Here is a 25,771-nt window from a genome sequence, read left to right on the forward strand (position 1 = left end):
CCTCTCTGCGTTCACTAACACCGCGATGTCGGCAAAACTCGCTAACGCTCAAACAGGTTGCCGACGACCATCGCGGTGACCGTTCTCTTCGTTCGGCGCTGCTGAACGGGAGGGCTGAAGTGCAAAATAACAGACTACTGTAGGGTGGGCACCGTCCCACCCGTTTAATCGGGGCCACACCAGAGATAAAGAAAGACAAAACTGTGTTATCAACGTTTTACGCCAGAGTTGATGAGTTGCAAGATTTGCCGAGCTAAAGGGAGGCAAGCCGAATCCCTGGGTTAGTGCGAAAACAGACTCATTGTAGGTTAACCTAGGTCCAGGAGAAGTTCCGCCGGTTTTTGCATACTTTTGAGCGGCTAGTCAAAAGTATGTCGCCTGCCGGGGCGATTCCCGGCGGTTTTGATTTTCAAAGGTGCGTCAAACGTAGACCTGCCCCCTTTGGCGTCACTAGCTAGGAATCACCCCCCCTTTAATTTTCGAATAATTCCAGGCAAATCGATTTCGAACCCATTTCCACTGTATTTTGTTATGGAAATAACCCCTCCCAGCAACTCCTCTTTGTCCTCCTTTTTTCCTTCAACAACAGAGTATTCTACAGCATCCAACAAAATTACTGATTTATCATTCTCTGGATTGGTTTTGTGTATATCGTTATTGGAGACACAATTGCTGAGTAACAATTGTGATTTTAAATGTAATATTTGTGCCTGAAGCCTCTGTATATTTCTTTCAGAATAAACTGACCCAATTTGACTTGAATAGTCGTATGAAGGCAACTGTAAAAAAATATTAAGTGCTAGCCTGACTTTTTCTATTGCTTCTTTCTTACAGTCCGGCACAACTGAAAACAACACGTTATTGCCTATTTCACTTATTTCTGAGTTCGCATTTATCCCAATATCCTTTAGAAACTCTCCAAAATATATTAAATATTGCTCACAGCTATTCTTGATACTCTCTGGAAATTCGAACCAAGTAACAAGTGCATGAGGCCTTGACTTAATAATAAGCTTCTCTCTTGCACTTTTTAATACATTGTTTATTTTTGCCATATCTTTATTTACAAATTCATTAAGCGACCCAGAAGGGATATTTGAACGGTAAAAATGTAAGCCGTTTGAAACAAATTCATCATCTTCTTGAACTATAGAAAAACCAATATTTTGATTATTTTCTATATATTCAATTAATTCATTCGCATAGTCCTGAATACTCCAAGGAAAATTCCATGTCTCTGAATTAAAATAGATCGCATATCTAACGCCATTCTCCTTGTATCCCCCATCTAGTGTAAGCTCTACATAATAAACCTCACCGTTTATTTTATTAAAATAATGAAGCTGAATTTCACATATTTTAGATTCAATTCGATTCGTTGATAATTTTTCTAAAGGTATAATGCTTCCATATAAATTTACATATACTCTATTGTCTCTCAAGCTATAAGCATAGACTTTGCTATCGTTAATCACCTTATTATCCCAGAGGATTTTGTAGCGATCTGAGTATGATTCTGCTTTGTTTTTTATTAACGAACCAACAGTAAGCACGTTTGTTGCTCTCCACATCCATAAAGCCAGAAATAAAGAACTCCAGAGAAGCTGGCGTTCCAGCGCCGAAGGCATTACTTGATTGCCTTGCCAAACATTACTTCACCATCATATAAGCGATGATAGTTGCGCCCCAAAAACACACGAAGAAAAAAAGACAACACCATCATTTGGTAGCTGACGGAAGACTTTTTTCAAAACCTGCCTATCTAGCCATTTTGGGAAACCTTTGTGCTCGCTTCTAGCAAGATTTAACTCAACATCACGCTGAACTACCGATTTACTGGCAAAAAACAATTCGGACTCTGGGGCGACCTCTTTTTCATACTCAGATGCCCGATGCTCCCACCACGATTGCCAGTACTTACCACCTAAGTCAACAAAGAACCAGAGCAGGGACACTATAGCGCCGAGTGCGGCAAGGAGAAGCGCATACGGCTCGGCCTTTTGGGAGAAGAAACCTATAGCGACTGCGGTATTGAGAACCATGAAATAGTTCGAACGTTGCCAGAACATTCCGATTTCTAAATTACGGGTTTAAATGGCGATTTTGCAAAGTTCTTCCTTGTCCATTTTTATGCCTAACGGGGCCGGACTGTTGAGCCCCAAGGCTCGCAGGACCGGAAAATGGGTTCATATTTTACGGGCCGAGAACCGAAGACGGCCGAACGCCATTGATAGGTGAAGCGCGTAGCACGGGACCTCTCAATGGTGTGAGGTACGACAGCCCGGCCCCAACAAGTGAAGCGCGGAGCAATCCACTTACCAGAAGATTCATGGGAAAACATGGAAAGAGGTGTAGACCTCTCTTAGTTGCAACACAACAAACCGCAGCCTACTTAAGCCACCATTAATAATCAAGGGATTAATTCGAAGATAAGAAAGCGAAGAAACAAAAACGCCGGGCAACCCAATAAAGGGTTGCCCGGCGCATGACAACAAATTGAACGTCGAGAAATTACTTGGTTTTCTCCCAATCCGCCAAAAACTTCTCAATCCCAATATCCGTCAAAGGATGCTTGGCCAACTGCTTAATCACCGAAAACGGAATCGTACAAATATCAGCACCAATCAACGCAGCATTCAACACATGCATCGGGGTACGAATAGACGCGACGATAATCTTGGTGGTGTAACCGAAGTTATCAAAGATGGTGCGAATCTGATCAACACCGTCCATCCCTTCCTGACTGATATCATCCAGACGCCCAACAAACGGCGACACATAAGTAGCCCCGGCTTTAGCAGCCAGCAGTGCCTGCAACGGCGAGAAGATCAACGTCACGTTGGTCTTGATCCCTTCGCCACTGAAAATACGCGTGGCCTTAAGACCTTCCTCCGTCATCGGCACTTTGATGACGATGTTGGGATGAATCTTGGCCAGCTCGCGCCCTTCAGACACCATGCCCTCGGCATCCAGCGCAATCACCTCGGCGGAGATCGGGCCATCAACAATGCCGGTGATCTCAGTGATCACCTCTTTAAAATCACGACCGCTTTTGGCGATCAGCGACGGGTTGGTGGTGACTCCATCGACCAGACCCAGTTCACTGGCCTGTTTGATTTCGTCAGTAATCGCGGTATCGATAAAAAATTCCATGTTGCCTCCTTGTGGCGTCGATCCAGAATCGACCATTTAGGATTTCGGGGTTTATTTATTTCTTTTTCTTATAGGCGTTAAGACACTCTTTGCTGCAAAAATGAAGCGTTTGTCCGCCCATACGTTTTTCAATCATGTCGGTTTCCGGCACATAGGTGTCACATTGCGAACAGGGCATCATACGATCCGGGTCAGCCTGTTTATTTGCAGGAGGCGACGCGCCGCCACCCAAACTGCGCAACAGGGCAGTGAAGATCGTGTAGCCGAGAAAAGCCAGAATACCTAATAAAACGAGCCGTACAATCATTACCATTGCTCCTCAATGCAGTCTACCCCTTGATCGTCGGGAAGCTGCTTTAACAGAAAAATCATGCTCTGGTGAAGACGGGGATGGATCAACTCAGGTGCCAGACGGCACAACGGTTCAAGAACAAAACGGCGCAGATGCATGTGCGGATGGGGCACCTGCAAACGTGGCAGGTCAAGGCATTGATCGCCATAGAGCAGCACATCAAGATCAAGCGTACGCGGCCCCCAATGGATATCACGAGTGCGCCCGGCCTGTTGCTCAACAGCTTGACAGCGATCCAGCAAGGCCAGCGGTGACAGCGTGGTCGAGATTTCAACCACGGCATTGTAATAACGCGGCTGATCAGCAGGGCCACCCACCGGATCGGTACAGTACAACGGCGAACTGGCCGTCACCGTAACACCATCTCCGTCAAGCTGCCGGCGCGCCTCAAGCAACGCCTGACGGCAATCGCCAAGGTTGGCCCCCAATCCAATGTAGGCGGTCACCGCCTGTGCGTGTGCCACGCGCTCTACTCCTTACTTCTTTTATTGTGGCATGTACTGCCGCCACAAGGCATAATCAGCCACGAAAAAGTCAGGCTTGCAAACACGGTTCGCGGCTGAAGCCGCTCCTACAGTAAACAAATGACAAATTCGTGCGTATCGATGTACAAGTTTGCGTTTAGCAACCAAGCCCTCCCGTACTGCAGCTTCATCAGAAGGGTTCAGTCCGGGAACCCGTAGGGCGCGTTGGGGTTGTTATGAATCAGATAAACGAGTGGTGTTGCTTGAGATTTTTTGCGTCAGCAAGGCTGAGGGAGAAGCCATAGTGGTTCTATGGCGACGACCGATAACGCCGCTGACGTGAAAAAGATCTGCAACAACTCCGTGAATCGGATTGATGACAACCCCTTGGGAGACGTTTTTCCGTCTCTTTTGACGACGCAAAAGGGACCCGACGTGTGGGCACGGAAGCCCACGTCACGTGGGTTCCAAGCCACGCAAACGGAAGAAGCCTCGACCAGAAAACGACTGATTATTTTAATCTCTGCCCTTAATCGAAAGACCCAACAATGAGCCTAATCCTCACTCTGGCCATCGACGACCTCGACCGCAGCGAATCCTTCTACCGCGATGTCCTCGATCTGCCGGTGCAACGCTTTCGCCCCGATGACGCCGCCCACGAACTGCTGATGTTACCGCAGGGCGATACCACTGTGCTGCTGCGTGAAGCCGAGGTCCTCGAAGCACGTCACCCGGCAGCGTTTCAGCATCTTGACCGCCAGAATCGCGGCGTCGGCCTGTCACTCGATTTTCAAGTGACGGATCTGAACCTCATCCACAACAACCTGCGCCGCCGCGAACACACCTGTCTGTATGAATCAGAGGATCAGGAGCACGGCATCCATGAGCTGTGGCTGTACGACCCCGACCACTACCTGCTTATTCTGACTCAGGTGACGCAGCCGGGGTAGATCCGCTCGGCTTGCGCCTTCTGCGCCGAGGCCTGCGCTTACGCGGCTGTTTTTTCGGTTCCGGCTCTTCACCGTCCAACGCCTGCTGCCAGAGTTTCAACAACTCGCGATCCCCTTCGCAGGCTTCCACCCACAAACGAAACAGTTCAAACGCTTCCGGCGTACTCGGATGGCGCAAAAAGCGCTGTTCGCCACGACGCCCGCGGCCACGATAAAAGCGGTAAAAACCAATCAACAATTCGCGCGCCTGATGCTTGATGCCATTGGCAATGCTGAAAAAGCGACAATGCGGTGCCAGCACCAGATTGGCCAGCTTGTGCACGTCACCAATGTTCATATCCGGATTACACTGACGGACAAACGGTCCGACATACATGGCGGCCAGAGCAAAATATTCGCGGATACGTACGCCGCTGGCCGTGCGCATATCGAGTTCGCGCAGCAAGTCAAAATGGGCGCGCTCGGCGACAAAGTTAGGAACCAGATAGGACAACAGGCCGTAACGGTCGGCTTTCTGCAACACTTGTCCAGCCACTTTATGGCGGAACAGCTCCATGATCTCTTCGCGAATACGCGCCGGTGAAGCGGTCAGCAGCAGCTCGCCGCAGCGATCCATGGCCGGAATAATGCTTTGCTCCAACTCAAAATCAAGGCGGGCGGAAAATTCCAAAGCACGTAGCATACGCACCGGATCTTCGTGAAAACGTTCGTCGGGATCACCAATGACACGAATGATGCCATCGTGCAGATCCTGCAGACCGCCGACATAATCGACGATGGAATAGTTTTCAATATCGTAAAACAGCGCGTTGATGGTGAAATCGCGCCGAAAGGCATCCTCTTCAGGGGTGCCGAAGACGTTCTCAGCAAAATGATTGGGACCATCCTCTTCGGCGTCGGGAATTTCATCCGGGTCGGGCTTGCGGCGAAAGGTGGCCACCTCAATCAGACAATGGCGACCAAACATGATATGGGCCAGGCGAAAGCGACGACCGATGAGACGACAGTTACGAAACAGTTTGCGCACCTGTTCGGGAGTGGCATCGGTGCCGACATCAAAATCTTTGGGCTTGCGCCCGAGCAACAGGTCGCGGACGCTGCCGCCAACCAGATAGGCCGTATAACCGTGCTGACGCAAACGGTAGAGAACTTTCAGGCTATTCTCGTCCATCATCGAACGGGAAACACAGTGTTGATCACGAGAAATGATAACGGGTTCAACAGGCATGGAGTCGGTAAACTTTCATTTAGCAGACTATCAGGATCAAAATTCATGGCGGCAAAAAGGAAATGGCACGCTGCCAACCATCCCCCAACATACACCAAAAACACTCAAAGAGGGCAACTTATCAAATTCACACCGGGAAGAGAAGGTGCAAAGTAGTTGCCTTTGTTGTGTTTTTTTCGTTTTCAGACTATAGTGAGGGGCTATTGTAAAAACCGTCCATAGCTTTTTGCAAACACACTTTGAAAAAATGTCATTTTCCAAAGCTCACAAAATCGCCGGATTGTAAACGGAGCCGACTGTTTTGGTCGCCCATCCATAGGCTCCATGAGCCTTTTTGCAAAAGACTCGAAAGAAAAAAATTTCATTCTCTCGGATTCATTTATGACATCGTCAGCAACAAATCTGGTCGTTCTGCTCGGCGCAACGGCCACCGGCAAGACCCGACTGGCTGTGGAGGCCGCCCGCCTGCTTCAGGCGGAGATCATCTCAGCGGACTCGCGTCAGGTCTATCGGGGCATGGATCTCGGGACCGGCAAAGATCTGGCGGAGTACGAGGAGATCCCGTACCATCTGATTGATATTGTTGATCCGGGATACGAGTTCAACGTGTTTGAGTTTCAACAGCGCTTCTGTCAAGCGTTTGAAACTATTGAACAACGCGGACACCTGCCGCTGTTGTGCGGCGGCACCGGCCTGTACCTCGATGCAGTGCTCGGCGATTACCGTCTGGCCCAAGTACCGCATAATGACGCCCTGCGTCAGGAACTGGAACCGCTCGACGATGAGCAATTACGTGACCGGCTGGTGCAACTGGCCCCGAATCAACACAACGACACCGATCTGCAGGAGCGCGAGCGCACCATCCGTGCGATTGAGATTGCCAGCGCACCACCAGCCGAGCCGCATCCGGTGTTGGAGAAATTGCAGCCGCTGGTGTTTGGATTACACTGGGAGCGCAGTGTGATTCGCAAACGGATCACCGCACGGCTCAAGCAGCGACTGGATGAAGGGATGATCGACGAAGTGGCCCGGCTTCACGAACAGGGAACCGCCTGGGAAACTCTGGAATTTTACGGTCTCGAGTACCGTTTTATTGCCCAACATCTGCAGGGCAAGCTGAATCGCAACGACATGGTGCAAAAGCTCAACAGCGCCATCCACAAGTTTGCCAAACGGCAGGAAACGTGGTTCCGCCGGATGGAAAAGCGTGGCTGCACCATTCACTGGCTACAAGGGGATCAACAACCGTTGGCGCAGATGATGGAGATCATCAGCCGCGATAACGAGAGTCCTGAACGGGACAGCAGGTAAGGAGTCAACATGAAAGATCAGGAGCAACCGGAGCAGCCAACGGCAGACCAGCGAGCCAAGTTGCGTGCGCCGCTGATGATCAAACGTATTCGCCTTGATGATGGTGAAAAAGCCTTTTTTGGCTATTCGACCAACCTCAGTTGCAGCGGATTGTTTATCTCCACCGTAAATCCGGCGGATCCGGGTAGCCGCTTTCAGATCGAAATTCCGCTGCCGGAACCGATCAACCGCGATGTACGCTGTCAGTGTGAAACGGTATGGAAACGCAGCTATTCTCCCAAGAGCCCCTATGAGCCGGGCATGGGACTGCGCTTTATTGATCTATCGGAAGAGGATAAGCAGGAGATTGACACCTGGGCCAAGGCCCAACAGGCGGATAACGATGAGAGGGATTAAACCTTAGACGCGGCCTACAGACCAGCCATTAAAGACTCCCAGAAACAATTGAGGGCGGCTTGTACGGCTTTATCGCACACGGCACGACCGGCTGAAGAATCCACCACAAGTGCTTCAACAAAGTGCTCACGCAACACCTTTAAGCGCTCATCGAGCACCTTGTCGCTCATCTCCTGATGAAACCACTCCGTCGCCAACTCGCGTAACGCATCGCGCTGCGCCTCCATGACATTGGCAAAGGGCTGCTCGAGTGCGCCCCAGCGCTCATCAGCACTGGCCTGCGCCGCTTCGGTCATCTCTTTAAACGCCTGTCCACTGTTAAAAGCCACCGGCTCTCCTTTGCCAATCACCCTGCAACAACGCGGATGACGGGATTCATTTTCTGGACACACCCTGAATCAGTGCATCAGATCGAAAAACGACCACCGTTTTTACGGCAACAGTTTTCCATTATACATACCTTCCGGCGAATCCAAAAGGGGCGTTATTCGCCTCTGTTTGCGGCTTACCGGTTTCGTCCGACGTTAAAATCTGCTAGATTATCAACCGACAAAGCATCCGAAACCCCGGCCCCATGCGGGCCTGAAGCTGTTAACCTACGAGGATCCCATTGAAAACACTCAAGTCTTTTTTCATGCTCATCATTGTCGCTGCATTGATCGGTGGCGGCTATTATTATTTTCGTGATACAGCAGCACCGGAGCTAAGCCTCGACCCGCCGGCCGGTTCCATTCAGAAAAATTCGGTCCTCACCCTAACGTTAGATGATGCGACCAGTGGTCTGGCTCGCGTTGAAGTGAAGATTCTCCAGCAGGGCAAGGAGATTCCGGTTCTGAAAAAAGACTATCCTCTGGAAACCTTCCAGGTCCGGGAACAACTCCCCATGGGCAATCTCCTGCTGGAAGACGGACCACTCACCGTTGAGATCACCGCCGCTGACCGGGCCATCTACCACTTCGGTAAAGGCAACATCGCCACGGCCACCATCAGTCTGACTCGCGACAGCCGTCCGCCGATCATTTCGGTGCACAGTGTCGCGCACAACCTTAACCAAGGCGGCGCCGGACTGATCGCCTATTCGGTTTCCGAGCCGGTCACCCGTAGCGGCATTCAGATCGGCGAGGCGTTTTTCCCCGGCTATGAGCAACCATCAGGTGTCTATCTGTGTCTGTTCGCTTTTCCCTATAATGTCGACAGCGAAGAGGTTCCGCGTCTCATCGCTGAAGACCAGGCTGAGAACATCGGTATGGGTGGTTTTTATTACCACCTCAATCGCAAGAATTTCCGCTCGGATAAGATCGGCATAAGTGACGGATTTCTCAATCGCAAGATGCCGCAATTCCAGCACCTGTTTCCCGACGCCGCAACGCCTTTGGACGTGTTTCTAAAAGTCAACCGCGAGCTGCGTCCCAAGAACCGGGCGCGGCTGCGCGATATCGGTCACGATACGGCAACACAATTTGTCTGGACAAAATCATTCCTGCGTCAGCCGAACGCAGCCAACCGGGCCATGTTCGGTGACCGTCGGGCTTACATCTACAACGGCAACAAGATTGACAACCAGACCCACCTCGGCATCGACCTGGCCTCCATTGCCCGGGCCGACGTGCCGGCCAGCAACACCGGACGGGTGGTCTTTGCCGACTTCATGGGTATTTACGGCCAGTGCATCATCATCGACCACGGCCTCGGCCTGCAGAGTCTTTATGCCCACCTCAGCCGCATGGATGTTCAGGTGGGTGACCAGGTGGAACGCGGCCAGATCATCGCCAAGACCGGGGCAACCGGGTTGGCCGGTGGCGACCATCTCCATTTCGGCATTGTCATCTCCGGCATTCCGGTCAATCCCATCGAATGGTGGGATCACAACTGGGTGACCAACAACATCACCAGCAAGCTGGATTTAACCAAACGCTAAAGCCTCAACCATCAATGAAAAGGGGGAACGGCTCATGATTTTATCGGGAAAAGAGATTGAACGACGTCTCGGCTGTGACATTCTGATTGATCCGTTCCGCCCGCAGCAGCTTAATCCCAACAGCTACAACCTGCGTCTGCATGACGAACTGATGATCTATAACGATCCGGTTCTCGACATGAAACAACCACCGCAGACGCAGTCTTTGATAATCCCTGAAGAGGGGCTGGTCCTTGAGGCCGGCCGCCTCTACCTGGGCCGTACGGTCGAGCACACCACCACCCACAATCTTGTCCCCATGCTTGAAGGTCGTTCCTCTATCGGCCGACTGGGCTTGTTTGTCCATGTCACCGCCGGATTTGGCGATGTCGGATTCAGCGGTTATTGGACGCTGGAAATTTTCTGCATCCACCCCATCCGTATTTATGCCGGTGTCGAAATCTGCCAAATTTTTTATCACACCATTGAAGGCGACCACACTGTCTACAACAGTGGTAAATACCAGAATAATACAGGAATTCAACCTAGTCTGCTCCACCGCGATTTCTCCTGACAGCGGCTGTAACTGCCTAAAAAATAGATTTTTCTCATGGACAGATCACACGACCAGGGATATTCTTGACGGATGTAACCGTCCCTCTTTTTTTGGTTTAATGCAGATGAAATGTAGTGTGGAACGATTGAGACATGGTGAGGGGCACCTGATCTCGTCTTCAGGATGGCCCGATTTTACTCAAAAGGCTTTTCGCGAACTGGAACAGCTCTGTCTGTCCTTTGGCCTTAAGTCTGTTCGTCTTGAGTTTCAAGACAATGCACCTCCACAAGACGCCCTGTGCGTCAACAGCCACCGGCAACAAGCCACGCTTCACCTGGCTTGGCCCAACAAAGGCAGCGTGATGCTCAGCGTCACTCCGGCCACGCAACAAACATCCCTGACCCAGCAGACCCTGCACGGCATCCAACAAACCTTTCAGCACCTGATCAACCAACATGCCCAAACACAGCAAGAGGCTCGCCAGGCCCAACGCTGGCAGCAGGCGCTATACAACTCTTTTGCCGTATGGGACTGGGAGGGCTCCACCAGGAGACTGTTCTGCTCAGAGGAGTGGACCAACCTTCTCGGACTGCCTCACGACACCATTCGCTCGGTGCGCATGATGCTGAAACGGATCCATCCCGAGGATCGACCGGTGTTCAAAAACACCTTAAAAAAACTGTTCGATGGCAGTGTAAGTAAACTCGATTGCGAAATCCGCTTCAAACATGCCTGGGAAGACTACATCTGGTTACGCACCCGGGCACGGGTGACGGACTGCACTGATGAAGGAACGGCGCAGCGCGTAATCGGTACCAGTGTTAATATTACCGCACGCAAAAAAGCCGAAGAGGAGATTTACGATCTCTGTCAGCAACTGCACAACTCGGAAGTGCTGTATCGCGAGCTGATGAAAAATGCCAGTGATGCTATCCTGATCGTCGATAAACAGGACGACCGTATCATTGATGCCAACCTCCATGCCAGCGACCTCAGCGGTTACAGCATGAAGGAGCTGATGGGTATGGAGCGCTGTCAGTTACTGAAGAATCCTGATGGCGGATCGATCCCCTGCCAGGACAAGGGACTGATTCGTGACATGCTACTGATCAGCCGCCACGGCCAGCAACACATCGTTGACATTAGCCGCACCACAGTCCATGTGTCGGGCCGCCATTTGGCACAATGTATTATTCACGATGTTTCAGAACACAAAGCGATCGAGAAACGCCTGCAACACCTGGCCCACCACGATCCGCTGACCGGATTACCCAATCGTATTCTGTTTCGCGACCGTCTGCAGCATGCTCTCCATAAAGCACAGCGGAACAATACCTTGCTGGCGCTATGTTTTTTTGATCTCGACCATTTTAAATCCATCAACGACTCTTTCGGTCATGACGCCGGAGACCGGGTTCTGACCTGTATCGCCGAGCGGCTGGAGAAAACCATCCGTGCCAGTGATACGGCTGCGCGGCTGGCCGGAGATGAGTTTGTGGTTATACTTGAAGATCTGGAACATCAGGACTTGATTCAGCCCATCGCCTCAAAGATTCTCAGCCGGATCAATCAACCGATCACCGTAGCCCGGCAACAGGTGCGGGTCACCTCCAGCTTGGGGATCAGCCTCTATCCCCTCGACACACTCGACAGTGACACCCTGCTCAATCAGGCAGATACCGCCATGTATCGCGCCAAGAAAAACGGCAGCGGTCTTGAGTTTTACACGATTTCAGAGGATCTGGATCAGGAGAGTCTCGACCTGTGGCCGATCACCCAAAAACGTTCGGAGTAAGCAGTTTGAGTGGACAACAAGAGAATAAAAAAAGGCGTCTGACGACGCCTTTTTTTATGTCTCAAATTGATCGGCGTATTAAAAAATCGACGCCAAACGTTCGTAGGATTGGCGCAAGCGCATCGACAGACAGAACAACATCCCCTTCATCAACTTACCGCCCAGTTCCGGGTAGTTCTGATTGATCTCATCAAACTTGGCCTTATGCAACAACAGCAGATGGCTTTCCTCCAACGCGGTTGCCGTCACCGGTCGCGGTTCATTGGACAGGATGCTGACAATACCGATCAGCGATTCATGGCTGTAAACACCCACCACCACCTGCTTACCGCGAAATTCAGTCTCTTTTTTGGTTTCAATGCGACCATCGACAATAAAAGCAACAAAACTGCTGCGATCACCCTCAAGCCACAGATTATCGCCCTGTTGCAGCTTACGGCATTCAAAATAGGGCGACAGCAGGGACACGTCCTGCTCATCGAGAAAGTGGAAGAAACGAAACTCCCGTTTCATCCGCAGGCATTGATCATCAGGGGTGGCGAGAATCATGCGGCATCCTTCTGCGCGACATCGGCACGTTGATGCAGACTGTCGAGTTTCTCCTTCATCTCCTCAAGCAGACCGTCCATCCCTTTGCGACGCAGAATGGTGGCATAGCTGCTGCGGTAGTTGCGGATCAGACTGACCTTTTCAATGATAACATCATACACCTGCCAGTCGTTGTTCTGCAAAAACAACTTGTAGGAGATGGGGATCTCCACCGACGCGGTATGGATCACCGTTTCAACCACGGCCCGATTCTGGCGAATCTCCTCCTCACCATAACTGATTTTCTCGTTGGTATAGGACTGAATCCGGCCAAGATAGGTCTCTTCGAGCAGCCCGGTAAACAGTTCGATAAACTTCCGGCGCTGTTCGGTGTTAGCCGACTGCCAACTACGCCCCAGAGCTCCCTGGGACATCAGCTCAAAATCGAACTGTTCACGGATCAGATCACTGATGGTTTGACGACGTTGCGTGCTGTCGGCAGGCAACGTACGCAACTGGTTCAGAATGGCATCCACCGTGGTCTGCACTTCAACCCGAGGACTGACCGGGCCGGGTTGCGCCACAGCAACGCCACCGACAAGCACGCTACAAAGAATCAAACACGCGATATATTTTATCATTTTCATCCTCATCAAACTGGGATCACCCTACTCCTCAACATCGGCGGCGCGGTTTTGCAGATAGGCGTCACGCACAAACAGGTAGGGATCAAGTTGCTCTTCGATAATACTCTCGTAGGTATCCTTATCCAGGGAGATGCGATTAACCACATCGGTTCCTTTGATCCCCCAGGCGGCTTCCTGGCGCACTGTCCAGAACACCGGATCGACATACATATCCGGGAACAGCGACAAGCCATCCCGCAGTGTCGATGATCCGAAAAAGGGCAAGACCAGATAGAAGCCCTCTTCCACCCCATAATAGCCCAGGGTCTGGCCAAAATCTTCATCTTTCTTCTTGATGGACCAGATGATATCCGCGGCATCGTAATAACCGAAAATACCCAACGTCGTATTGACCACCAGACGTCCCAGTTCTGTACCACAGTCCTTGAACTTCAACTGCAACAGCGCGTTAGCCGCCCGGATCGGTGATTTGATATTGTCAAGCATATTGCCCAGGCCGACACGAGCAGGCTCGGGAACAACGCGAAAACCGCGCGCAACCGGCTTAAGCAGATAAAAATACATCTTATCGTTAAACCAGAACACCCCCCGGTTAACCACTTCCAGCGGATCACCGGTAGGCGGCTCAGCGAGGTCATCACCGTAGAGATCACCGTACAAATCCAACGGCGGTGGCGGTTGTTCTTCCGCCGCGACAACAACCGTTGCAGTAGCCAGCAACAACATCATGAGCAAAAAAATAGCCACCATTCGTTTCATTCGATTCACCTTAAACATGCACACGGTCACGTGTGGTAACCGCTAATTATTTTCAAAAATATATTTGCTTAATAACTCTTCGAGGTTAATGGCCGATTCTGTTTCAAAAATTTCGCCACCCTCCTCAATCACCATCGGGGAACCACCCGGCAGAATGCTGATATAGCGATCACCGATAATGCCTGACGTGCGCACCGAGGCGATACAGTCATCCTGCAATTCGATGCCGTTTTTGATATCCAGCGCGACCACGGCATCATAACTTTTCGGGTCCAGCGAGATGGTCGCCACTTTGCCGATATCAACACCACCGATCTGGACACTGGCTCCGAGTTTCAGCCCGGACACGGATCCAAAACGCGCCTTGACCCGGTAATGGTCGTTATCAAACAAGGAGACATCGCCCAGCTTGACCGACAGATAGACCACGCTGGCAAAGCCCAACAACATAAAAAGACCAACAACGATCTCCAGGTTAAAGCGTTTCATAGAGCAGAGACTCCTCCGTTTCACTACTGTAAATGGGCCCCATGGTTTCGGTCACAAACGAGCGAATCAGCGGGTTATCAGAAAGCTGAAAAGCTTCCGGGGACATACATCCCTGCAACTGCCCCTCGGCCATCAGAGCCACATAGTCGGATAATTTAAAAATCTTCGGCACATCATGACTGACAATAACAGCGGTGTAATTGAGTCGTGCCTGGGTTTCAAAGAACAACCGGTAAATTTCGTTACTTTTGCTGACATCTAGACCGGTGGTCGGTTCATCAAAAAACACCACCTTCGGATTGAGAACCAGAGCCCGAGCCAGACCGACACGTTTCTGCATACCGCCGCTGAGTTGTGCGGGAAACTTATTGCCATGCCCCTCCAACCCCATCAAAGCGAGCTTTTCTTCAACGTTGTCACGAATCTCCGCTTCGTTATCATGGGTGCGTTCACGCAGCGGCAGGGCCACATTGTCATACACGGACATGGAATCAAACAGAGCGACATTTTGAAACAACACCCCAAAATAACTGCGAATCTGACGCAGCTTGTGTTTATTGGCCCTGCTGAGATCCTCACCGAATACCCTCACTTCGCCGGCATCAGGCTTCATCAGACCCAGCATGTGTTTGAGGATGACGCTTTTGCCCTGGCCGCTGGCGCCAACAATAACGGTGGTGGTTCCGGCTTTCACCTGCAGGGTCACGCCATCGAGGACCTTCTGTTCGCCAAAAGACTTTTCAACCTGATTCAGTTCAATAACAATTTCGCGCTCTGTCGTCATTGCATCACTCCCTTACAACAAAATCGCACTGATCAGGTAATCCCACACCAGAACAGAGACCGAGGCGAGAACCACTGCACTGGTGGTGGTGCGACTGACCCCTTCGGCACCAAAACCACCCCCGCGTTCGAGGTGGAGATAAAAGCCTTTGGCGGCGCAAATCCAGACCAGCAGGAGACCGAACACCAGCGATTTAACCAGGCCCATTTCAATATCAAGCCACACCACGCTGGAATACATGCCCTGAAAATACGACCCGGCACTGACATCAAACAACTGCACGCCGATCATAAAGCCACCGAAAATGCCAATGACATCGAAAATCGCCGTCAACAACGGCATGGCGATGAGACCGGCTACCAGTTTGGGAACAATCAGATAGCTGATCGGATCAATGGCCATACATTCCAACGCATCGATCTGTTCACTGTTGCGCATGATACCCACTTCAGCGCAAATGGCCGAACCGGCACGGCCGATCACCATCAGAGCCGCTAATACCGGACCCAGTTCGCGAATCAGGCTCAGCGCCACCGCCCCACCGAGAAATCCCACCGAGCCGAATTTCGCCAGAGTGTAGTAGCCTTGCAGTCCCAGAACCATTCCCGTGAACAGGCCGGTGAACAGGATGACAAACAGCGAGTTAGCACCAATGAAATGGATCTGACGCACGATCGGCTTCACCTTGTAGGGAGGCTTGATCATGGAATAAACGGAAACGAGCAGGAACATGCCGAACCGCCCGGCAGTTTCCAAGAAGTGCAACGTGTGATGCCCGAGTAGTGCAACAAATCTCATAGAAACTAAAAGCTCCCAGGGGACAACTTCCCCGATTTAATAAGAAAAGAGCCTCTTGCTAAAAGGCGCATAGAGCCCATGGATGGGCGATCAAAAAATCGGATTCGTTTACACCCCGGCGGATTTATAAGCACTTTGAAAATCATTTTTTCAAAAGTATGTGCGCCGAGCCCCTGGAAGGGGTGTTGCAATAAACCCGAAAAATCAAACTTCTATAGTAATACCTGTACTCAAGCCTTGTCGAGGGCTATTTGCCCGTGTTTATCGAAGACAACAAACAGAAGTCAAAAAGTTTTTCCCACAACGTTGCGCCAACAATTTCGACAAAAAAAGTAAACTTTTCCCACCTCATGGTCGAAATGAAAAACAGACGCAAAACAAGGCATGTTGGCCAATTTGCGAAAAAAAAGTTCAGTCATAACACGTGACGTCCTGTTTTTGGACAACATAAAAACAAACTAATCGTACAGCAAAACAACCATCACGGAAAGAGTTACATTATAATAACAGTAACTTAGAAATAAAAACATGCTTCACTGAACAAGTTGGCTCGGTTACTGCTTAACATAACCGTAATCGAATAACAGTTTTTCAACAGTTATCGACAGAGTTATCAACAGCGAATTTGACAAGAATAACCTTTTCGGTTATATTTAGCAAAACAAATCTGAAGAAAGGAGGACGCGCCATGTCAATTACCATTCCCTTAAAAAAAATCATTGGCAAGAAACCCAACACGGTTGCAAAATTGCTCAAAGAGCTTGGAATTGACACCGGGAAGCCGTACAACTATCGCATGAATGCGATAGAAGTGATCATCGAACAATAAGGCACCTCCCGTATCCAACGCTGATACAGCACTGTTCGCCCGGCCTGCGTCCACTGGACGATAACCACTTCACGCATTGGGCGATTAAAAATATAAGCAGCTACACCTGATTCAGGTGTGCTGCATTTTTTTTGCCTGCACCTATCCCTTCACCTCCCCCTCAGAGAAGAAAACGCCCCAAAGCGCATTTAAGGGATTCAAAACAGCCCCCCGCCAATGTTAGAGTAAGCGATTTGAAATGCTGATCGTATCTGTCCTCAAGGAGCCCTCACCATGCCCGTATTAACGCTTTTCACGATTGCTGTCCTCAGCACGTTGTTCTACGCCGAAGTCCCCGTTCAATTCCAACCGTCGATGCAGATGGCCGCACTGGCCCTGTTGCTGCTGCAACTGGTGCAGTCGTTGCTCAAACTGAGCAAGAACAATCGCCCTGAGCAGCAGCCCGAACCGGAACCTGTCGAGGTACCCCAACCTGCTGCCGCGGTCCAATATGACAGCAGTGATGACTGCGATGCCGCTGTTGTCCAACTCATGGCGCGCCTCCAGGAGAAGGGACGCCTGATCGACTTTGTCATGGACGACATCTCCGCCTATGACAACGAATCAGTGGGCGCGGCAGCCCGCATTGTCCACCAGGGATGCTGTGACGTTGTTGCCGACTACTTCACCATTGCACCGGTTTACGATGGCGAGGAGATGGAAGAGATCCGCCTGGAAGAGAATTACGACAGCAGCCAGTACCGTTTGACCGGCCAGGTTCCCGACCAACCACCCTACGAAGGTCAGGTGCTGCATCGTGGCTGGAAAACCGCCTTGATCAACCGTCCGCAAATGGCCGATGTCGCTGACGCCCCCAGCCTCAAGGAGATCATTGCTCCAGCCGAGGTGGAAGTCACCCACTAGCGCAAATACGTTAAAGCTGTGAACAGCGGCACCATGCCGCTATTCACAACCCATCCTATCCATACGGCAATCCAGGTAGAGGGATCGCGTCATGACTCAACCTCGTTACTGCATTGGCATTGACCTTGGCACCACCAACTGTGTGTTGTCTTACGTCGATCGTCAGCAATCGCAACGCGGCTCACAAGTTCTCGCCATCAACCAGTGGGACAGTGCCACCACCCGCATCGAAAACCCGGCGCTGCCGTCGTTTGCTTACACTCCGACAACATCTGAGCGCCCCCAATTCAGCGCTACCGGCGATGCGGTGCCCGAACCGATTAGCGGTTGGATCGCCGGGATCTATGCACGTCAGCAGATGGCCTTCAGCCCCGGTCGTGTCATCCATTCGGCTAAATCATGGTTATGCCATGCCGATATCGATCGCACAGCAGCGATTCTACCCTGGCAATCGGAAGAGATCGCCGAAACGGATAAATGCTCTCCGGTACAAGCCAGCGCCCTTTACCTGCGCTGGCTCAAAGAGATCTGGCAACGACGCATGGCCAATCAGCAGAACAGTGATTTCGACGGACAGGATATCGTCATCACGGTTCCGGCCTCCTTTGACGAAGTGGCCCAGGAGCTGACCCTCAAAGCGGCTAAGCACGCCGGCTACCCAAAAACACTGCGTCTGATCGAAGAGCCGCAGGCAGCCTTTTATTTCTGGTTGGGGCGCGACCAAAACCTCAGTCAGCTTCACGACCTTCTCGAACAAAGCCCACGCAGCAGTCTGCGCATTTTGGTATGTGACATCGGCGGCGGCACCACCGACCTGAGTCTGTTTGACGTGCGCACCGACAAGCAGGCCCGCACCGGTCTGGCCCTGGAACGACTCGCCGTCAGCGACCATCTGTTGCTGGGCGGTGACAACATCGACCTGAGTCTGGCACACACGCTGGAATCACGTCTGGTGAAGCCCGGGAAAAAGCTGACCGGGCGGCAATGGAATCAATTACTGGCTCAGGCTCGCGACCTCAAGGAGCGCATCCTCGGCGGTGAGGAACAGCACAGCCAGGTCGCCGCAGATCAGACATTTACGATAACACTGACCGGTTCCGGTTCCGGGCTGTTCGCATCCACCCTGTCAACACGAGTAAAGGCCGAAGAGATTCAGCGCACCATCCTCGACGGGTTCTTCCCTCAATGTTCAAGCAGCCAGCGCCCGGTCCGTTCACAACAGGACCACAAAGAGTGGGGCCTGCCGTATGCCGAAGATTCGGCCATCTCCCATCATCTGGCCGAATTTGTCGATGGACAACCCATCGATGCCGTGCTGTTCAACGGCGGAACCGTGACCCCCGTGCTGCTGCGTGAGCGTCTTCACGACCTGATCCGCTCCTGGCAACCCGAACAACCGCCGGTCGTGCTGCACAACGAATCGATCTCCATGGCCGTCGCCCGCGGCGCAGCGCGCTACGGCTGGATTCTGCGCCAGAATGAACAGGAAAGCCGCATTCGCGGTGGCCATGCCCATGCCCTATACCTTGAAGTGGTTCATGGGCGCAAGAAAAAGGAACGGTCATTAGTGTGCATCCTGCCCAAAGGGCTTGAAGCAGGCCAGACAGTGCGCATCGACGCAACCTCCTTTGACCTGCTGGTCAACCAACCGGCCCGTTTTCAATGCTGGTATGCCTCAAAACGCAACCAGGATCGGGCCGGCACGGTTCTCGACTGGAATAACCGGGAATTTCATGCCCTGCCGCCCCTGCAAACCGCCATCCATCTGCCGCCGGAGTATCCGACGCCGGCCAACAACCGGTTACGCGTCAGCCTGGAAGCCTCTCTCAATGAACTGGGCCTGCTGCAACTCTATTGTGTCGATCAGCAGGACAATGGCCGCTGGCGTCTCGACTTTAACCTGCGCAAAGGGGTGGACGAGCAGCAGGAATCCACGCCTCGCACCACGGAATTTAACGCCGATCCACACTGTGAACAGGCCATGCCGTATATCACCGCAATCTACGGCAAGAAAAAGCGCACCGACCTGCCGGACATTCCGGCCAAACAACTGATCAAGTCACTGGAAAAGCAACTTGGCGAGCGCGACCAGTGGAACAGCGTCACCCTGCGAACCCTGTGGCCGGAGCTTGGCGCTGGCATGACCCGAAAATCACGCAGCCTTGACCACGAAGTGGCTTGGCTGTATCTGGCCGGATTCACACTGCGACCGGGATACGGCGTTCAACACGATGAGTCGCGCATGGAGGAACTGTGGCGAGCCTGGACCCTCGGCATGGCGTTTCCCAAGGAAAAACGCAGCCAGAGCCACTGGTACCTGCTGTGGCGCCGTGTCGCCGGTGGCCTCAACGCAGCACGTCAACAACAGGTCCTCGATAAAATCCTGCCGGTGCTGCGATCCAGTGGTGACCCCATGCCGGAGATGGTTTATCTGGCCGCCGCCCTGGAACGGATCTCCCCGCAGATCAAGGTGGAGCTGATTCAGCGCTTTGCCACCTGCCTGCTCAAGGAGAAGATTCGCCACAAATCCCCCTATATTTGGGCGCTCAGTCGCCTGCTCAGCCGCACTCCTCTGTATGCGGGAGTGGATCGCATTGTCCACCCGCGTGAAGTGACAACCCTGTTCGACAAGGTGAAAGATAAGAACTGGCGTGAGGAGCCATGGAAAGGGCTGAGTGGCCTGTTTGCCATGGCGGCACGCTGTACAGATCAGCGTGACATTGACCTCGACAACAGCGAACGCCAGCTCATTGTTGCCAAACTGCGCGAATCAAAAGCGGATAAGTTGGCCATTGATCAGGTTGCTCATTTTGTGCCGTTGAGCGATGATGATCGTGAGGTGCAGTTTGGGGAGGCGTTGCCTGCGGGGCTGATTTTGATTGGGGCACCTTAGGCCAGAGCTCAAAGAGGCCCCTAAACAACGACGAGACGTCACCCTATCGAGCTTCTTCCATTTACGCAGCTTGGTACGCACGTGACGTGGGCTTCCGCGCCCACACGTCGGGCCCCTTTTGCATCGACAAAAGGGGCGCAAAATCGACTCCCGACCATTGCACCCTGCGGGTTCCCTCACTGCGTTCACTAACACCGCGATGTCGGTAAAACTCGCCCAGTCGGCATCAGTCCTCAAACAGGTTGCCGACAATCATCGCGATGACCGTTCTCTTCGTTCGGCGCTGCTGAACGGGAGGGCTTGAGTGCTAAACAACCCTCTGCCGCAGGGTGGGCACCGGCCACCCGTTTTATAAGTGCCACGGGGAAAATTGACTGAGGCGTAAGACAGTTATCAACTGTTTTACGCCATAATTGAAGAAATGCACAATTCGTCGACCTAAAGGGCGACGAACCGAATCTGTGAAACAAAACGGAAACAAACTCATTGTCGGTTAACCTAGGTTCAGGAGAAGTTCAGCCGGTTTTTGCATCCTTTTGAGCGGCAAGTCAAAAGGATGTCGCCTGCCGGGGCGAGTCCCGGCGACCTTGACCTTAAGACCTTGATCGTCGCCCCAAAACAAGAACGGAGGAAAGCATGACACCACACGTACTGATCACCGGAGGCAACAAAGGGATCGGTCTCGAATGCAGTCGCCTGTTTCTCGCCGCTGGCTACCGGGTCACAGTGATCGCTCGCTCAACTGAACTCGTGGAGGATCATCCCAACCTGACCCTGCACCCGTTTGATTTATGCCAGATCGACCAGATCCCGGCGTTGATCAAACAACTGCCGACTATCGACGTGCTAATCAACAATGCCGGAGTGATGTTTTCTCTGCCCTATGACAACTATCCGGCCGACAAAGCCGCCACACTGATGAAATTGAACATTGAGGCACCCGTGGCCTTGATCCGTGAAGTCAGCCGTGGCATGATCCAGCGCGGTGGCGGACGGATCGTCAACAATGCGTCAATCGCCGGCCAGATCGGCCATCCCGACATCTGGTACGGCATCAGCAAAGCCGGACTGATCAATGCCACCAAAAGTTTTGCCAAACAACTGGGCGGTCAGGGCATTATCATCAATGCTGTCGCTCCCGGCCCGGTGGAAACCGACATGCTCGAAGTGATTCCCGAGCCGCGTAAAAAAGCGATCAAGGCCGCCGTGTACAGCGGTCGTTTTGCAACAGCTTCGGAAGTGGCTCGTACCCTGTTCTGGCTGGGAACCGACAGCCCCGATTACATCAACGGCACCTGCATCGACATTAATAACGGTGCCTTCCCCCGCTGAGACCCAAGTGGACCAGCAAAGGAGCTTTATGACTCGCGACACCATGACACAAACCGTCAACTGGCTCGGCACCTCCTATCAAGTTAAAATCAGTTGGGAAACCGAAGGAGACGAAGTGATCTTTATCCGTGGCCAGATTAACGGCAAAGAGATTGTCCGTTACTTCCACGGCCGCTGGAAAGACGCCAAAGGCAAGAAACAAGATCCCTCGGAATACTACCGCCTGAAAAAATGCTGTCAGGAGAAATTCCGTTATCCGCGTTACACATTGCAGGCCATCACCCCGATGTTTACCCTGCTGCTCGGTGAGCAGATGTAGCCCAACAGGAGCCCCCCATGTTTATTATTGAATTGACGTACATCCGCCCGCTCGATGAAATCGACTTTTTCATGAAGGCGCATCTCGATTTTCTCGACAGCCAGTATAAGCAAAACCGTTTTATCGCCTCTGGACGCAAAGTGCCCCGCACCGGCGGCATCATCCTCGCACGTGCCGACAATCGTGAAACCATTGAGCAGGTTGTCGCTCTGGATCCGTTTGTCAAAAACCAAGTGGCACGTGCCAACATCATCGAATTCAATCCGACCATGACCCTGGCGGAGTTTGACAACCTCAAGGAGCCACCATGTCATTAGTCTTTGACCTTGAAGGCCATGACTACATCGAGCTGAACAATCTACTGAAAGTCACCGGCTTGTGTCATAGCGGCGGGCTGGCCAAACGCCTGATCGAAGACGGTGAAGTCCGTGTCGACGGCCAGGTCGAATCGCGCAAACGGTGTAAAATTCGCAGCGGACAAGTGGTGGAGTTTTCCGGCGAACAGATTGATGTGAAATAGAATTGTCTTTCACTGCACTTCGTGTTTCAATAAATGAAATATTCATTGGTCGGGGCCAATTGTTGCTGCAATTGATTCATGAGATGTTGGAGTTGCCGTGAAACTTCAATTTAAATTCCTGGTTCCGGTTTTTCTCCTGTTCGGCGCTTTTTTCGTGCTGTTTTTTATCACGGACCATCGTCACAGCGAAAAAGCTATGGAACAGACCATCCTCAGCCAGGCCCGTTCCCTGGACCGCCTCATTCGCGCTAGCCGACTTGTCTATCACAGCGAATTTCTCGCCAGCGATTTTTCGGTTAATCAGCAAACTCAGGTTTTTCTGCCATCGCACACCATGCGAAAAATCTCGGAGAAACTGGCAGAACTTTCACCGGATAATTCCATCCGTTTTCGCAGCATCACCACAGTCCCGGTCAACAAACTGGCCAAGGCAACCCGCCCGGAGAAACGGGCCCTAGATTTTTTCGCCACCCACCCGCAGGCCGAGGAACTGTTTGAGCCGACCGTCAAAGAGGATCAGCTCTATTACCAATATTTTTCTCCCACCTATTTCCACGCCTATTGCAACACCTGCCATCCCAACACCACGGTGAAAGACGGTGACCTGAATGGGGTGTTAAGCATCACCCTGTCGGCCGAGCATCTACGCGTGCAAACGCTGCAGCGCCAAAACATGGCTCTGATTATTCTGCTGGCCAGCCTGGCACTGTGTGGATTTACAACCATATGGCTGTTCCGTCGCCTGATTCATCGCAAGCTCAACACACTGCGTGCCATTTCACAAAATACCGGTTCAGGCAACTATGACGCGGCTGTCAGTGTCGGCGGCAATGATGAATTGGACGATGTGATCCTGTCCATGAATCAGATGTCGGCAGCAATTGCCGAGCGGGAAGCAGAAATCCTCAAGTCCCATGAATTCTCCTCAGCCATCCTCAGCAACATCAGCGATGCCGTGTCTGTCATTGACTGTGAGTCCTCGAAGATTGTTGCTGCCAACCAAGCATTTCTTGACATGCACAATGTCACCTACAGTGAAGCCATCGGTCACCTGTGTCATGAGGTCACACGCTGTCAGAGTCTCGACAATGACTCCGCAAAAAGCTGCCCCGGCATGATCGCTGCCAGTACCAAGCAACCCTGCCGCAAAGAGCGCTTTCGCACCACCGGTGACACCATCAGTTACTTTGACGTATCTGCGTCACCAATCAACAATGCCAACAACACACCGGTTCAGGTGGTCCGGGTTGCCCGCAATATCACCGAAAACAAACAACAGGAAGCGCAAATCCGCAAACTGGCGTACTATGATGCACTGACTGGCCTGCCAAACCGCACCCTGTTTCATGACCGATTGAGCCAGGCATTGCTCCAATGTGAACGGGAAAACAGCCACGGTGCCATCGCCTTTCTTGACCTGGATCTGTTTAAAAGCGTCAATGATTCCTATGGTCATGCGGCCGGCGACATGCTGCTCAAAGTCGTTGCCAAACGCTTAATGGGTTGCGTACGCGAATCCGATACGGTTGCCCGCATCGGTGGCGACGAATTTCTTCTCATCCTGCGCGACCTCAAAGATCGCGACAGTGCCGTCATCCTTCTTGAACAACTTATTGAATCAATTCGTAAGCCCATCACGTTGAACACTGAAATCATCAATACGTCAGCCAGTGTCGGCCTGTGTTTCTACCCACAACATGGCACCACGATCGACGACCTGCTCAAGTGCGCCGATGGTGCCATGTATGACGCCAAACGTTCCGGGCGCAACACGTACACGATCTGCGATTAGCTGATCGGTAAAATATGGCGAGTGGAGCCCCTCCCAGGGGTTTTGGTGGCGAGTTAACGGAAAAGATTGATTGCATAACAAAAAAACGCCATGAGTCTCTCCGACTCATGGCGTTCCATAGCGTTACGCTCCCTTTTATCCGTTTGGTCAGCCCTGCTCTTTTATCGCCTCCACCAACTCCTTAAGGACCCGATCCGCATCAGCATAGGCCACCTGGCAGGTGCCAACGGCTCGATGACCGCCGCCGCCGTATTTAAGCATCAGAGAACCGACATCGACCATGGACGTGCGATTGAGAATACTGTAGCCAACAGAGATCGCAACAAATTCCTTACCACGTCCGTCAATCAGCCGAATGGAAATATTTGTTTCGGGAAACATGGAATAAACAAGAAACCGATTCCCCGGCGGCAGATCGCTCAAGCCACGAGCATCGGTGATCGCCACCGGACCATCAACCTGGGTATGCGTTTTGAGGAACTCCTTGCAGCGGGCATCATTTTCGAAATAGAGCTTGACCCGCTCCTGAATATCGGAACCGGCCATGATCTCTTTGATGCTTTGGGTACGTAACGCTTCCATCAGGTTTTTCATCAACTGCAGATTACTGATGGTAAAGCTTTTATGATAGCCCAGACCGGTGCGCGGATCGCAAATGAACCCGAGCAGCACCCAACCTGTCGGGTTGAGGATCTCTTCTTCGGTCAGATCGGCGGAATCGACACGATCGACATATTCGAGCATCTCGTCAAATTTGTTTAACCGGGCATCCTGATAATAATCGTAAATCACCCGGGCAGCACTGGGGGCCTGCTCACTGCGCCCTTCGTATTGCCCCTCAAGGGCCAACCGTTCCCGCTCACTGGAATGGTGATCAAACCACAGCCCGCAACCGGGAACATAGGGCACATTGGCTAAAACATCATCCTTGGTCACTGCAATTTTGCCATCCTGCAGGTCTTTGGGGTGGGCGTACTCCATATGATCGATCACCCCAAGCTCTTTGAGCAGAGCGGCACAGGCGATCCCGTCAAAATCGGACCGAGTCAACAAACGCATCAACAACCTCCATGGTA

The 25,771-nt window shown here is 52.0% G+C and carries 27 protein-coding genes and 1 pseudogene; 14 read left to right on the forward strand and 14 right to left on the reverse strand.

Annotation, left to right across the window (positions count from 1 at the left end; all coding sequences use genetic code 11):
- Positions 1–461 precede the first annotated feature (461 nt).
- The 5 genes and pseudogenes from DACE_RS00310 to folK all read right to left on the reverse strand — a co-directional run bounded on the left by DACE_RS00310 (position 462) and on the right by folK (position 3,969).
- On the reverse strand, positions 462–1,628 hold the full coding sequence (locus DACE_RS00310) for a hypothetical protein (protein ID WP_005997398.1): 1,167 nt from the start codon (positions 1,626–1,628) through the stop codon (positions 462–464).
- A 33-nt stretch (positions 1,629–1,661) separates the two neighbouring features.
- Positions 1,662–2,078: pseudogene (locus DACE_RS00315) on the reverse strand (RipA family octameric membrane protein); the annotation flags it as partial.
- Between the two features lie 433 nt (positions 2,079–2,511).
- On the reverse strand, positions 2,512–3,153 hold the full coding sequence (gene fsa / locus DACE_RS00320; protein ID WP_005997399.1) for a fructose-6-phosphate aldolase: 642 nt from the start codon (positions 3,151–3,153) through the stop codon (positions 2,512–2,514).
- Positions 3,154–3,208: 55 nt separating this feature from the next.
- The gene (locus DACE_RS00325; protein WP_005997400.1) at positions 3,209–3,460 is read right to left on the reverse strand and encodes a PP0621 family protein; all 252 of its coding nucleotides are present in this window, start codon (positions 3,458–3,460) and stop codon (positions 3,209–3,211) included.
- Complete coding sequence (folK, locus tag DACE_RS00330) at positions 3,460–3,969, reverse strand: 2-amino-4-hydroxy-6-hydroxymethyldihydropteridine diphosphokinase (protein WP_005997401.1); 510 nt, start codon at positions 3,967–3,969, stop codon at positions 3,460–3,462. Before folK ends, DACE_RS00325 begins: the two co-directional genes overlap by 1 nt.
- A 548-nt stretch (positions 3,970–4,517) precedes the next feature.
- Here folK and DACE_RS00340 point away from each other — a divergent pair.
- Entirely contained in the window at positions 4,518–4,919 is a 402-nt protein-coding gene (locus DACE_RS00340) for a VOC family protein (RefSeq protein ID WP_005997403.1), read from the forward strand.
- Here the strand turns inward: DACE_RS00340 and pcnB are convergent.
- Positions 4,888–6,147 carry a polynucleotide adenylyltransferase PcnB gene (pcnB, locus tag DACE_RS00345; protein ID WP_005997404.1) on the reverse strand — a complete coding sequence of 420 codons (1,260 nt, stop codon included), beginning with the start codon at positions 6,145–6,147 and terminating at the stop codon, positions 4,888–4,890. The genes DACE_RS00340 and pcnB overlap by 32 nt on opposite strands.
- Before the next feature lie 381 nt (positions 6,148–6,528).
- On the opposite strand from pcnB, the gene miaA reads away from it, so the two are divergent.
- Both miaA and DACE_RS00355 read left to right on the forward strand, forming a co-directional pair.
- The gene (miaA, locus tag DACE_RS00350) at positions 6,529–7,458 is read left to right on the forward strand and encodes a tRNA (adenosine(37)-N6)-dimethylallyltransferase MiaA (protein WP_040365836.1); all 930 of its coding nucleotides are present in this window, start codon (positions 6,529–6,531) and stop codon (positions 7,456–7,458) included.
- 9 nt (positions 7,459–7,467) lie between these two features.
- On the forward strand, positions 7,468–7,854 hold the full coding sequence (locus DACE_RS00355) for a PilZ domain-containing protein (protein WP_005997406.1): 387 nt from the start codon (positions 7,468–7,470) through the stop codon (positions 7,852–7,854).
- Positions 7,855–7,868: 14 nt separating this feature from the next.
- On the opposite strand, the gene DACE_RS00360 is transcribed toward DACE_RS00355, so the two are convergent.
- On the reverse strand, positions 7,869–8,183 hold the full coding sequence (locus tag DACE_RS00360) for a hypothetical protein (protein WP_005997407.1): 315 nt from the start codon (positions 8,181–8,183) through the stop codon (positions 7,869–7,871).
- A gap of 281 nt (positions 8,184–8,464) precedes the next feature.
- On the opposite strand from DACE_RS00360, the gene DACE_RS00365 reads away from it, so the two are divergent.
- From DACE_RS00365 to DACE_RS00375, 3 genes are all read left to right on the forward strand, one after another.
- On the forward strand, positions 8,465–9,772 hold the full coding sequence (locus tag DACE_RS00365; RefSeq protein ID WP_040365803.1) for a M23 family metallopeptidase: 1,308 nt from the start codon (positions 8,465–8,467) through the stop codon (positions 9,770–9,772).
- A 34-nt stretch (positions 9,773–9,806) separates the two neighbouring features.
- Positions 9,807–10,325, forward strand: coding sequence for a dCTP deaminase (dcd, locus tag DACE_RS00370; protein ID WP_005997409.1), 519 nt, complete (start codon positions 9,807–9,809; stop codon positions 10,323–10,325).
- 118 nt (positions 10,326–10,443) lie between these two features.
- Positions 10,444–12,102: a sensor domain-containing diguanylate cyclase gene (locus DACE_RS00375; protein ID WP_162013572.1), complete on the forward strand. Its 1,659-nt coding sequence runs from the start codon at positions 10,444–10,446 to the stop codon at positions 12,100–12,102.
- A gap of 78 nt (positions 12,103–12,180) precedes the next feature.
- Here DACE_RS00375 and DACE_RS00380 read toward each other — a convergent pair whose 3' ends face one another.
- From DACE_RS00380 to DACE_RS00405, 6 genes are read right to left on the reverse strand one after another with little or no spacing between them, the layout of a single operon-like run.
- A complete protein-coding gene (locus DACE_RS00380) occupies positions 12,181–12,651 on the reverse strand; it encodes a Crp/Fnr family transcriptional regulator (RefSeq protein ID WP_005997411.1) in 471 nt (156 codons plus the stop codon).
- The gene (locus tag DACE_RS00385) at positions 12,648–13,271 is read right to left on the reverse strand and encodes an MlaC/ttg2D family ABC transporter substrate-binding protein (protein WP_162013573.1); all 624 of its coding nucleotides are present in this window, start codon (positions 13,269–13,271) and stop codon (positions 12,648–12,650) included. The genes DACE_RS00380 and DACE_RS00385 overlap by 4 nt, the downstream gene beginning before the upstream one ends.
- A 27-nt stretch (positions 13,272–13,298) precedes the next feature.
- Entirely contained in the window at positions 13,299–14,036 is a 738-nt protein-coding gene (locus DACE_RS00390) for an MlaA family lipoprotein (protein ID WP_005997415.1), read from the reverse strand.
- A 42-nt stretch (positions 14,037–14,078) separates the two neighbouring features.
- Positions 14,079–14,525: an outer membrane lipid asymmetry maintenance protein MlaD gene (gene mlaD / locus DACE_RS00395; protein WP_005997418.1), complete on the reverse strand. Its 447-nt coding sequence runs from the start codon at positions 14,523–14,525 to the stop codon at positions 14,079–14,081.
- Positions 14,512–15,309, reverse strand: coding sequence for an ABC transporter ATP-binding protein (locus DACE_RS00400; RefSeq protein ID WP_005997420.1), 798 nt, complete (start codon positions 15,307–15,309; stop codon positions 14,512–14,514). Before DACE_RS00400 ends, mlaD begins: the two co-directional genes overlap by 14 nt.
- A 12-nt stretch (positions 15,310–15,321) precedes the next feature.
- Positions 15,322–16,107: an MlaE family ABC transporter permease gene (locus DACE_RS00405; protein WP_005997423.1), complete on the reverse strand. Its 786-nt coding sequence runs from the start codon at positions 16,105–16,107 to the stop codon at positions 15,322–15,324.
- A 688-nt stretch (positions 16,108–16,795) separates the two neighbouring features.
- On the opposite strand from DACE_RS00405, the gene DACE_RS18025 reads away from it, so the two are divergent.
- The 8 genes from DACE_RS18025 to DACE_RS16870 all read left to right on the forward strand — a co-directional run bounded on the left by DACE_RS18025 (position 16,796) and on the right by DACE_RS16870 (position 24,695).
- Positions 16,796–16,936 carry a hypothetical protein gene (locus tag DACE_RS18025; protein WP_155808918.1) on the forward strand — a complete coding sequence of 47 codons (141 nt, stop codon included), beginning with the start codon at positions 16,796–16,798 and terminating at the stop codon, positions 16,934–16,936.
- Positions 16,937–17,209: 273 nt separating this feature from the next.
- A complete protein-coding gene (locus DACE_RS00410; protein WP_005997425.1) occupies positions 17,210–17,839 on the forward strand; it encodes a DUF2760 domain-containing protein in 630 nt (209 codons plus the stop codon).
- A 91-nt stretch (positions 17,840–17,930) separates the two neighbouring features.
- The gene (locus tag DACE_RS00415; protein WP_005997427.1) at positions 17,931–20,732 is read left to right on the forward strand and encodes a hsp70 family protein; all 2,802 of its coding nucleotides are present in this window, start codon (positions 17,931–17,933) and stop codon (positions 20,730–20,732) included.
- Between the two features lie 636 nt (positions 20,733–21,368).
- Positions 21,369–22,064 (forward strand): SDR family NAD(P)-dependent oxidoreductase, encoded by a 696-nt coding sequence (locus DACE_RS00420; RefSeq protein WP_005997430.1) that lies wholly within the window; start codon positions 21,369–21,371, stop codon positions 22,062–22,064.
- 28 nt (positions 22,065–22,092) lie between these two features.
- The gene (locus DACE_RS00425; RefSeq protein ID WP_005997432.1) at positions 22,093–22,383 is read left to right on the forward strand and encodes a hypothetical protein; all 291 of its coding nucleotides are present in this window, start codon (positions 22,093–22,095) and stop codon (positions 22,381–22,383) included.
- A gap of 17 nt (positions 22,384–22,400) precedes the next feature.
- Positions 22,401–22,700, forward strand: coding sequence for a YciI family protein (locus DACE_RS00430; RefSeq protein WP_005997434.1), 300 nt, complete (start codon positions 22,401–22,403; stop codon positions 22,698–22,700).
- Positions 22,691–22,903: an RNA-binding S4 domain-containing protein gene (locus DACE_RS00435; protein WP_005997436.1), complete on the forward strand. Its 213-nt coding sequence runs from the start codon at positions 22,691–22,693 to the stop codon at positions 22,901–22,903. The genes DACE_RS00430 and DACE_RS00435 overlap by 10 nt, the downstream gene beginning before the upstream one ends.
- A 97-nt stretch (positions 22,904–23,000) precedes the next feature.
- The gene (locus tag DACE_RS16870; RefSeq protein WP_005997438.1) at positions 23,001–24,695 is read left to right on the forward strand and encodes a diguanylate cyclase domain-containing protein; all 1,695 of its coding nucleotides are present in this window, start codon (positions 23,001–23,003) and stop codon (positions 24,693–24,695) included.
- 147 nt (positions 24,696–24,842) lie between these two features.
- On the opposite strand, the gene DACE_RS00445 is transcribed toward DACE_RS16870, so the two are convergent.
- The gene (locus tag DACE_RS00445) at positions 24,843–25,754 is read right to left on the reverse strand and encodes a hypothetical protein (RefSeq protein WP_005997441.1); all 912 of its coding nucleotides are present in this window, start codon (positions 25,752–25,754) and stop codon (positions 24,843–24,845) included.
- Between the last annotated feature and the right edge of the window lie 17 nt (positions 25,755–25,771).

The organism is Desulfuromonas acetoxidans DSM 684 (assembly GCF_000167355.1).
Lineage (GTDB): Bacteria > Desulfobacterota > Desulfuromonadia > Desulfuromonadales > Desulfuromonadaceae > Desulfuromonas > Desulfuromonas acetoxidans.

Coding starts and splice junctions, on each gene's coding strand:
- DACE_RS00310 (WP_005997398.1), bottom strand. CDS start 1,628: ATGCCTTCGGCGCTGGAACGCCAGCTTCTCTGGAGTTCTTTATTTCTG.
- fsa (WP_005997399.1), bottom strand. CDS start 3,153: ATGGAATTTTTTATCGATACCGCGATTACTGACGAAATCAAACAGGCC.
- DACE_RS00325 (WP_005997400.1), bottom strand. CDS start 3,460: ATGATTGTACGGCTCGTTTTATTAGGTATTCTGGCTTTTCTCGGCTAC.
- DACE_RS00340 (WP_005997403.1), top strand. CDS start 4,518: ATGAGCCTAATCCTCACTCTGGCCATCGACGACCTCGACCGCAGCGAA.
- pcnB (WP_005997404.1), bottom strand. CDS start 6,147: ATGCCTGTTGAACCCGTTATCATTTCTCGTGATCAACACTGTGTTTCC.
- miaA (WP_040365836.1), top strand. CDS start 6,529: ATGACATCGTCAGCAACAAATCTGGTCGTTCTGCTCGGCGCAACGGCC.
- DACE_RS00355 (WP_005997406.1), top strand. CDS start 7,468: ATGAAAGATCAGGAGCAACCGGAGCAGCCAACGGCAGACCAGCGAGCC.
- dcd (WP_005997409.1), top strand. CDS start 9,807: ATGATTTTATCGGGAAAAGAGATTGAACGACGTCTCGGCTGTGACATT.
- DACE_RS00380 (WP_005997411.1), bottom strand. CDS start 12,651: ATGATTCTCGCCACCCCTGATGATCAATGCCTGCGGATGAAACGGGAG.
- DACE_RS00385 (WP_162013573.1), bottom strand. CDS start 13,271: ATGATAAAATATATCGCGTGTTTGATTCTTTGTAGCGTGCTTGTCGGT.
- DACE_RS00390 (WP_005997415.1), bottom strand. CDS start 14,036: ATGAAACGAATGGTGGCTATTTTTTTGCTCATGATGTTGTTGCTGGCT.
- mlaD (WP_005997418.1), bottom strand. CDS start 14,525: ATGAAACGCTTTAACCTGGAGATCGTTGTTGGTCTTTTTATGTTGTTG.
- DACE_RS00400 (WP_005997420.1), bottom strand. CDS start 15,309: ATGACGACAGAGCGCGAAATTGTTATTGAACTGAATCAGGTTGAAAAG.
- DACE_RS00405 (WP_005997423.1), bottom strand. CDS start 16,107: ATGAGATTTGTTGCACTACTCGGGCATCACACGTTGCACTTCTTGGAA.
- DACE_RS18025 (WP_155808918.1), top strand. CDS start 16,796: ATGTCAATTACCATTCCCTTAAAAAAAATCATTGGCAAGAAACCCAAC.
- DACE_RS00410 (WP_005997425.1), top strand. CDS start 17,210: ATGCCCGTATTAACGCTTTTCACGATTGCTGTCCTCAGCACGTTGTTC.
- DACE_RS00415 (WP_005997427.1), top strand. CDS start 17,931: ATGACTCAACCTCGTTACTGCATTGGCATTGACCTTGGCACCACCAAC.
- DACE_RS00420 (WP_005997430.1), top strand. CDS start 21,369: ATGACACCACACGTACTGATCACCGGAGGCAACAAAGGGATCGGTCTC.
- DACE_RS00425 (WP_005997432.1), top strand. CDS start 22,093: ATGACTCGCGACACCATGACACAAACCGTCAACTGGCTCGGCACCTCC.
- DACE_RS00430 (WP_005997434.1), top strand. CDS start 22,401: ATGTTTATTATTGAATTGACGTACATCCGCCCGCTCGATGAAATCGAC.
- DACE_RS00435 (WP_005997436.1), top strand. CDS start 22,691: ATGTCATTAGTCTTTGACCTTGAAGGCCATGACTACATCGAGCTGAAC.
- DACE_RS00445 (WP_005997441.1), bottom strand. CDS start 25,754: ATGCGTTTGTTGACTCGGTCCGATTTTGACGGGATCGCCTGTGCCGCT.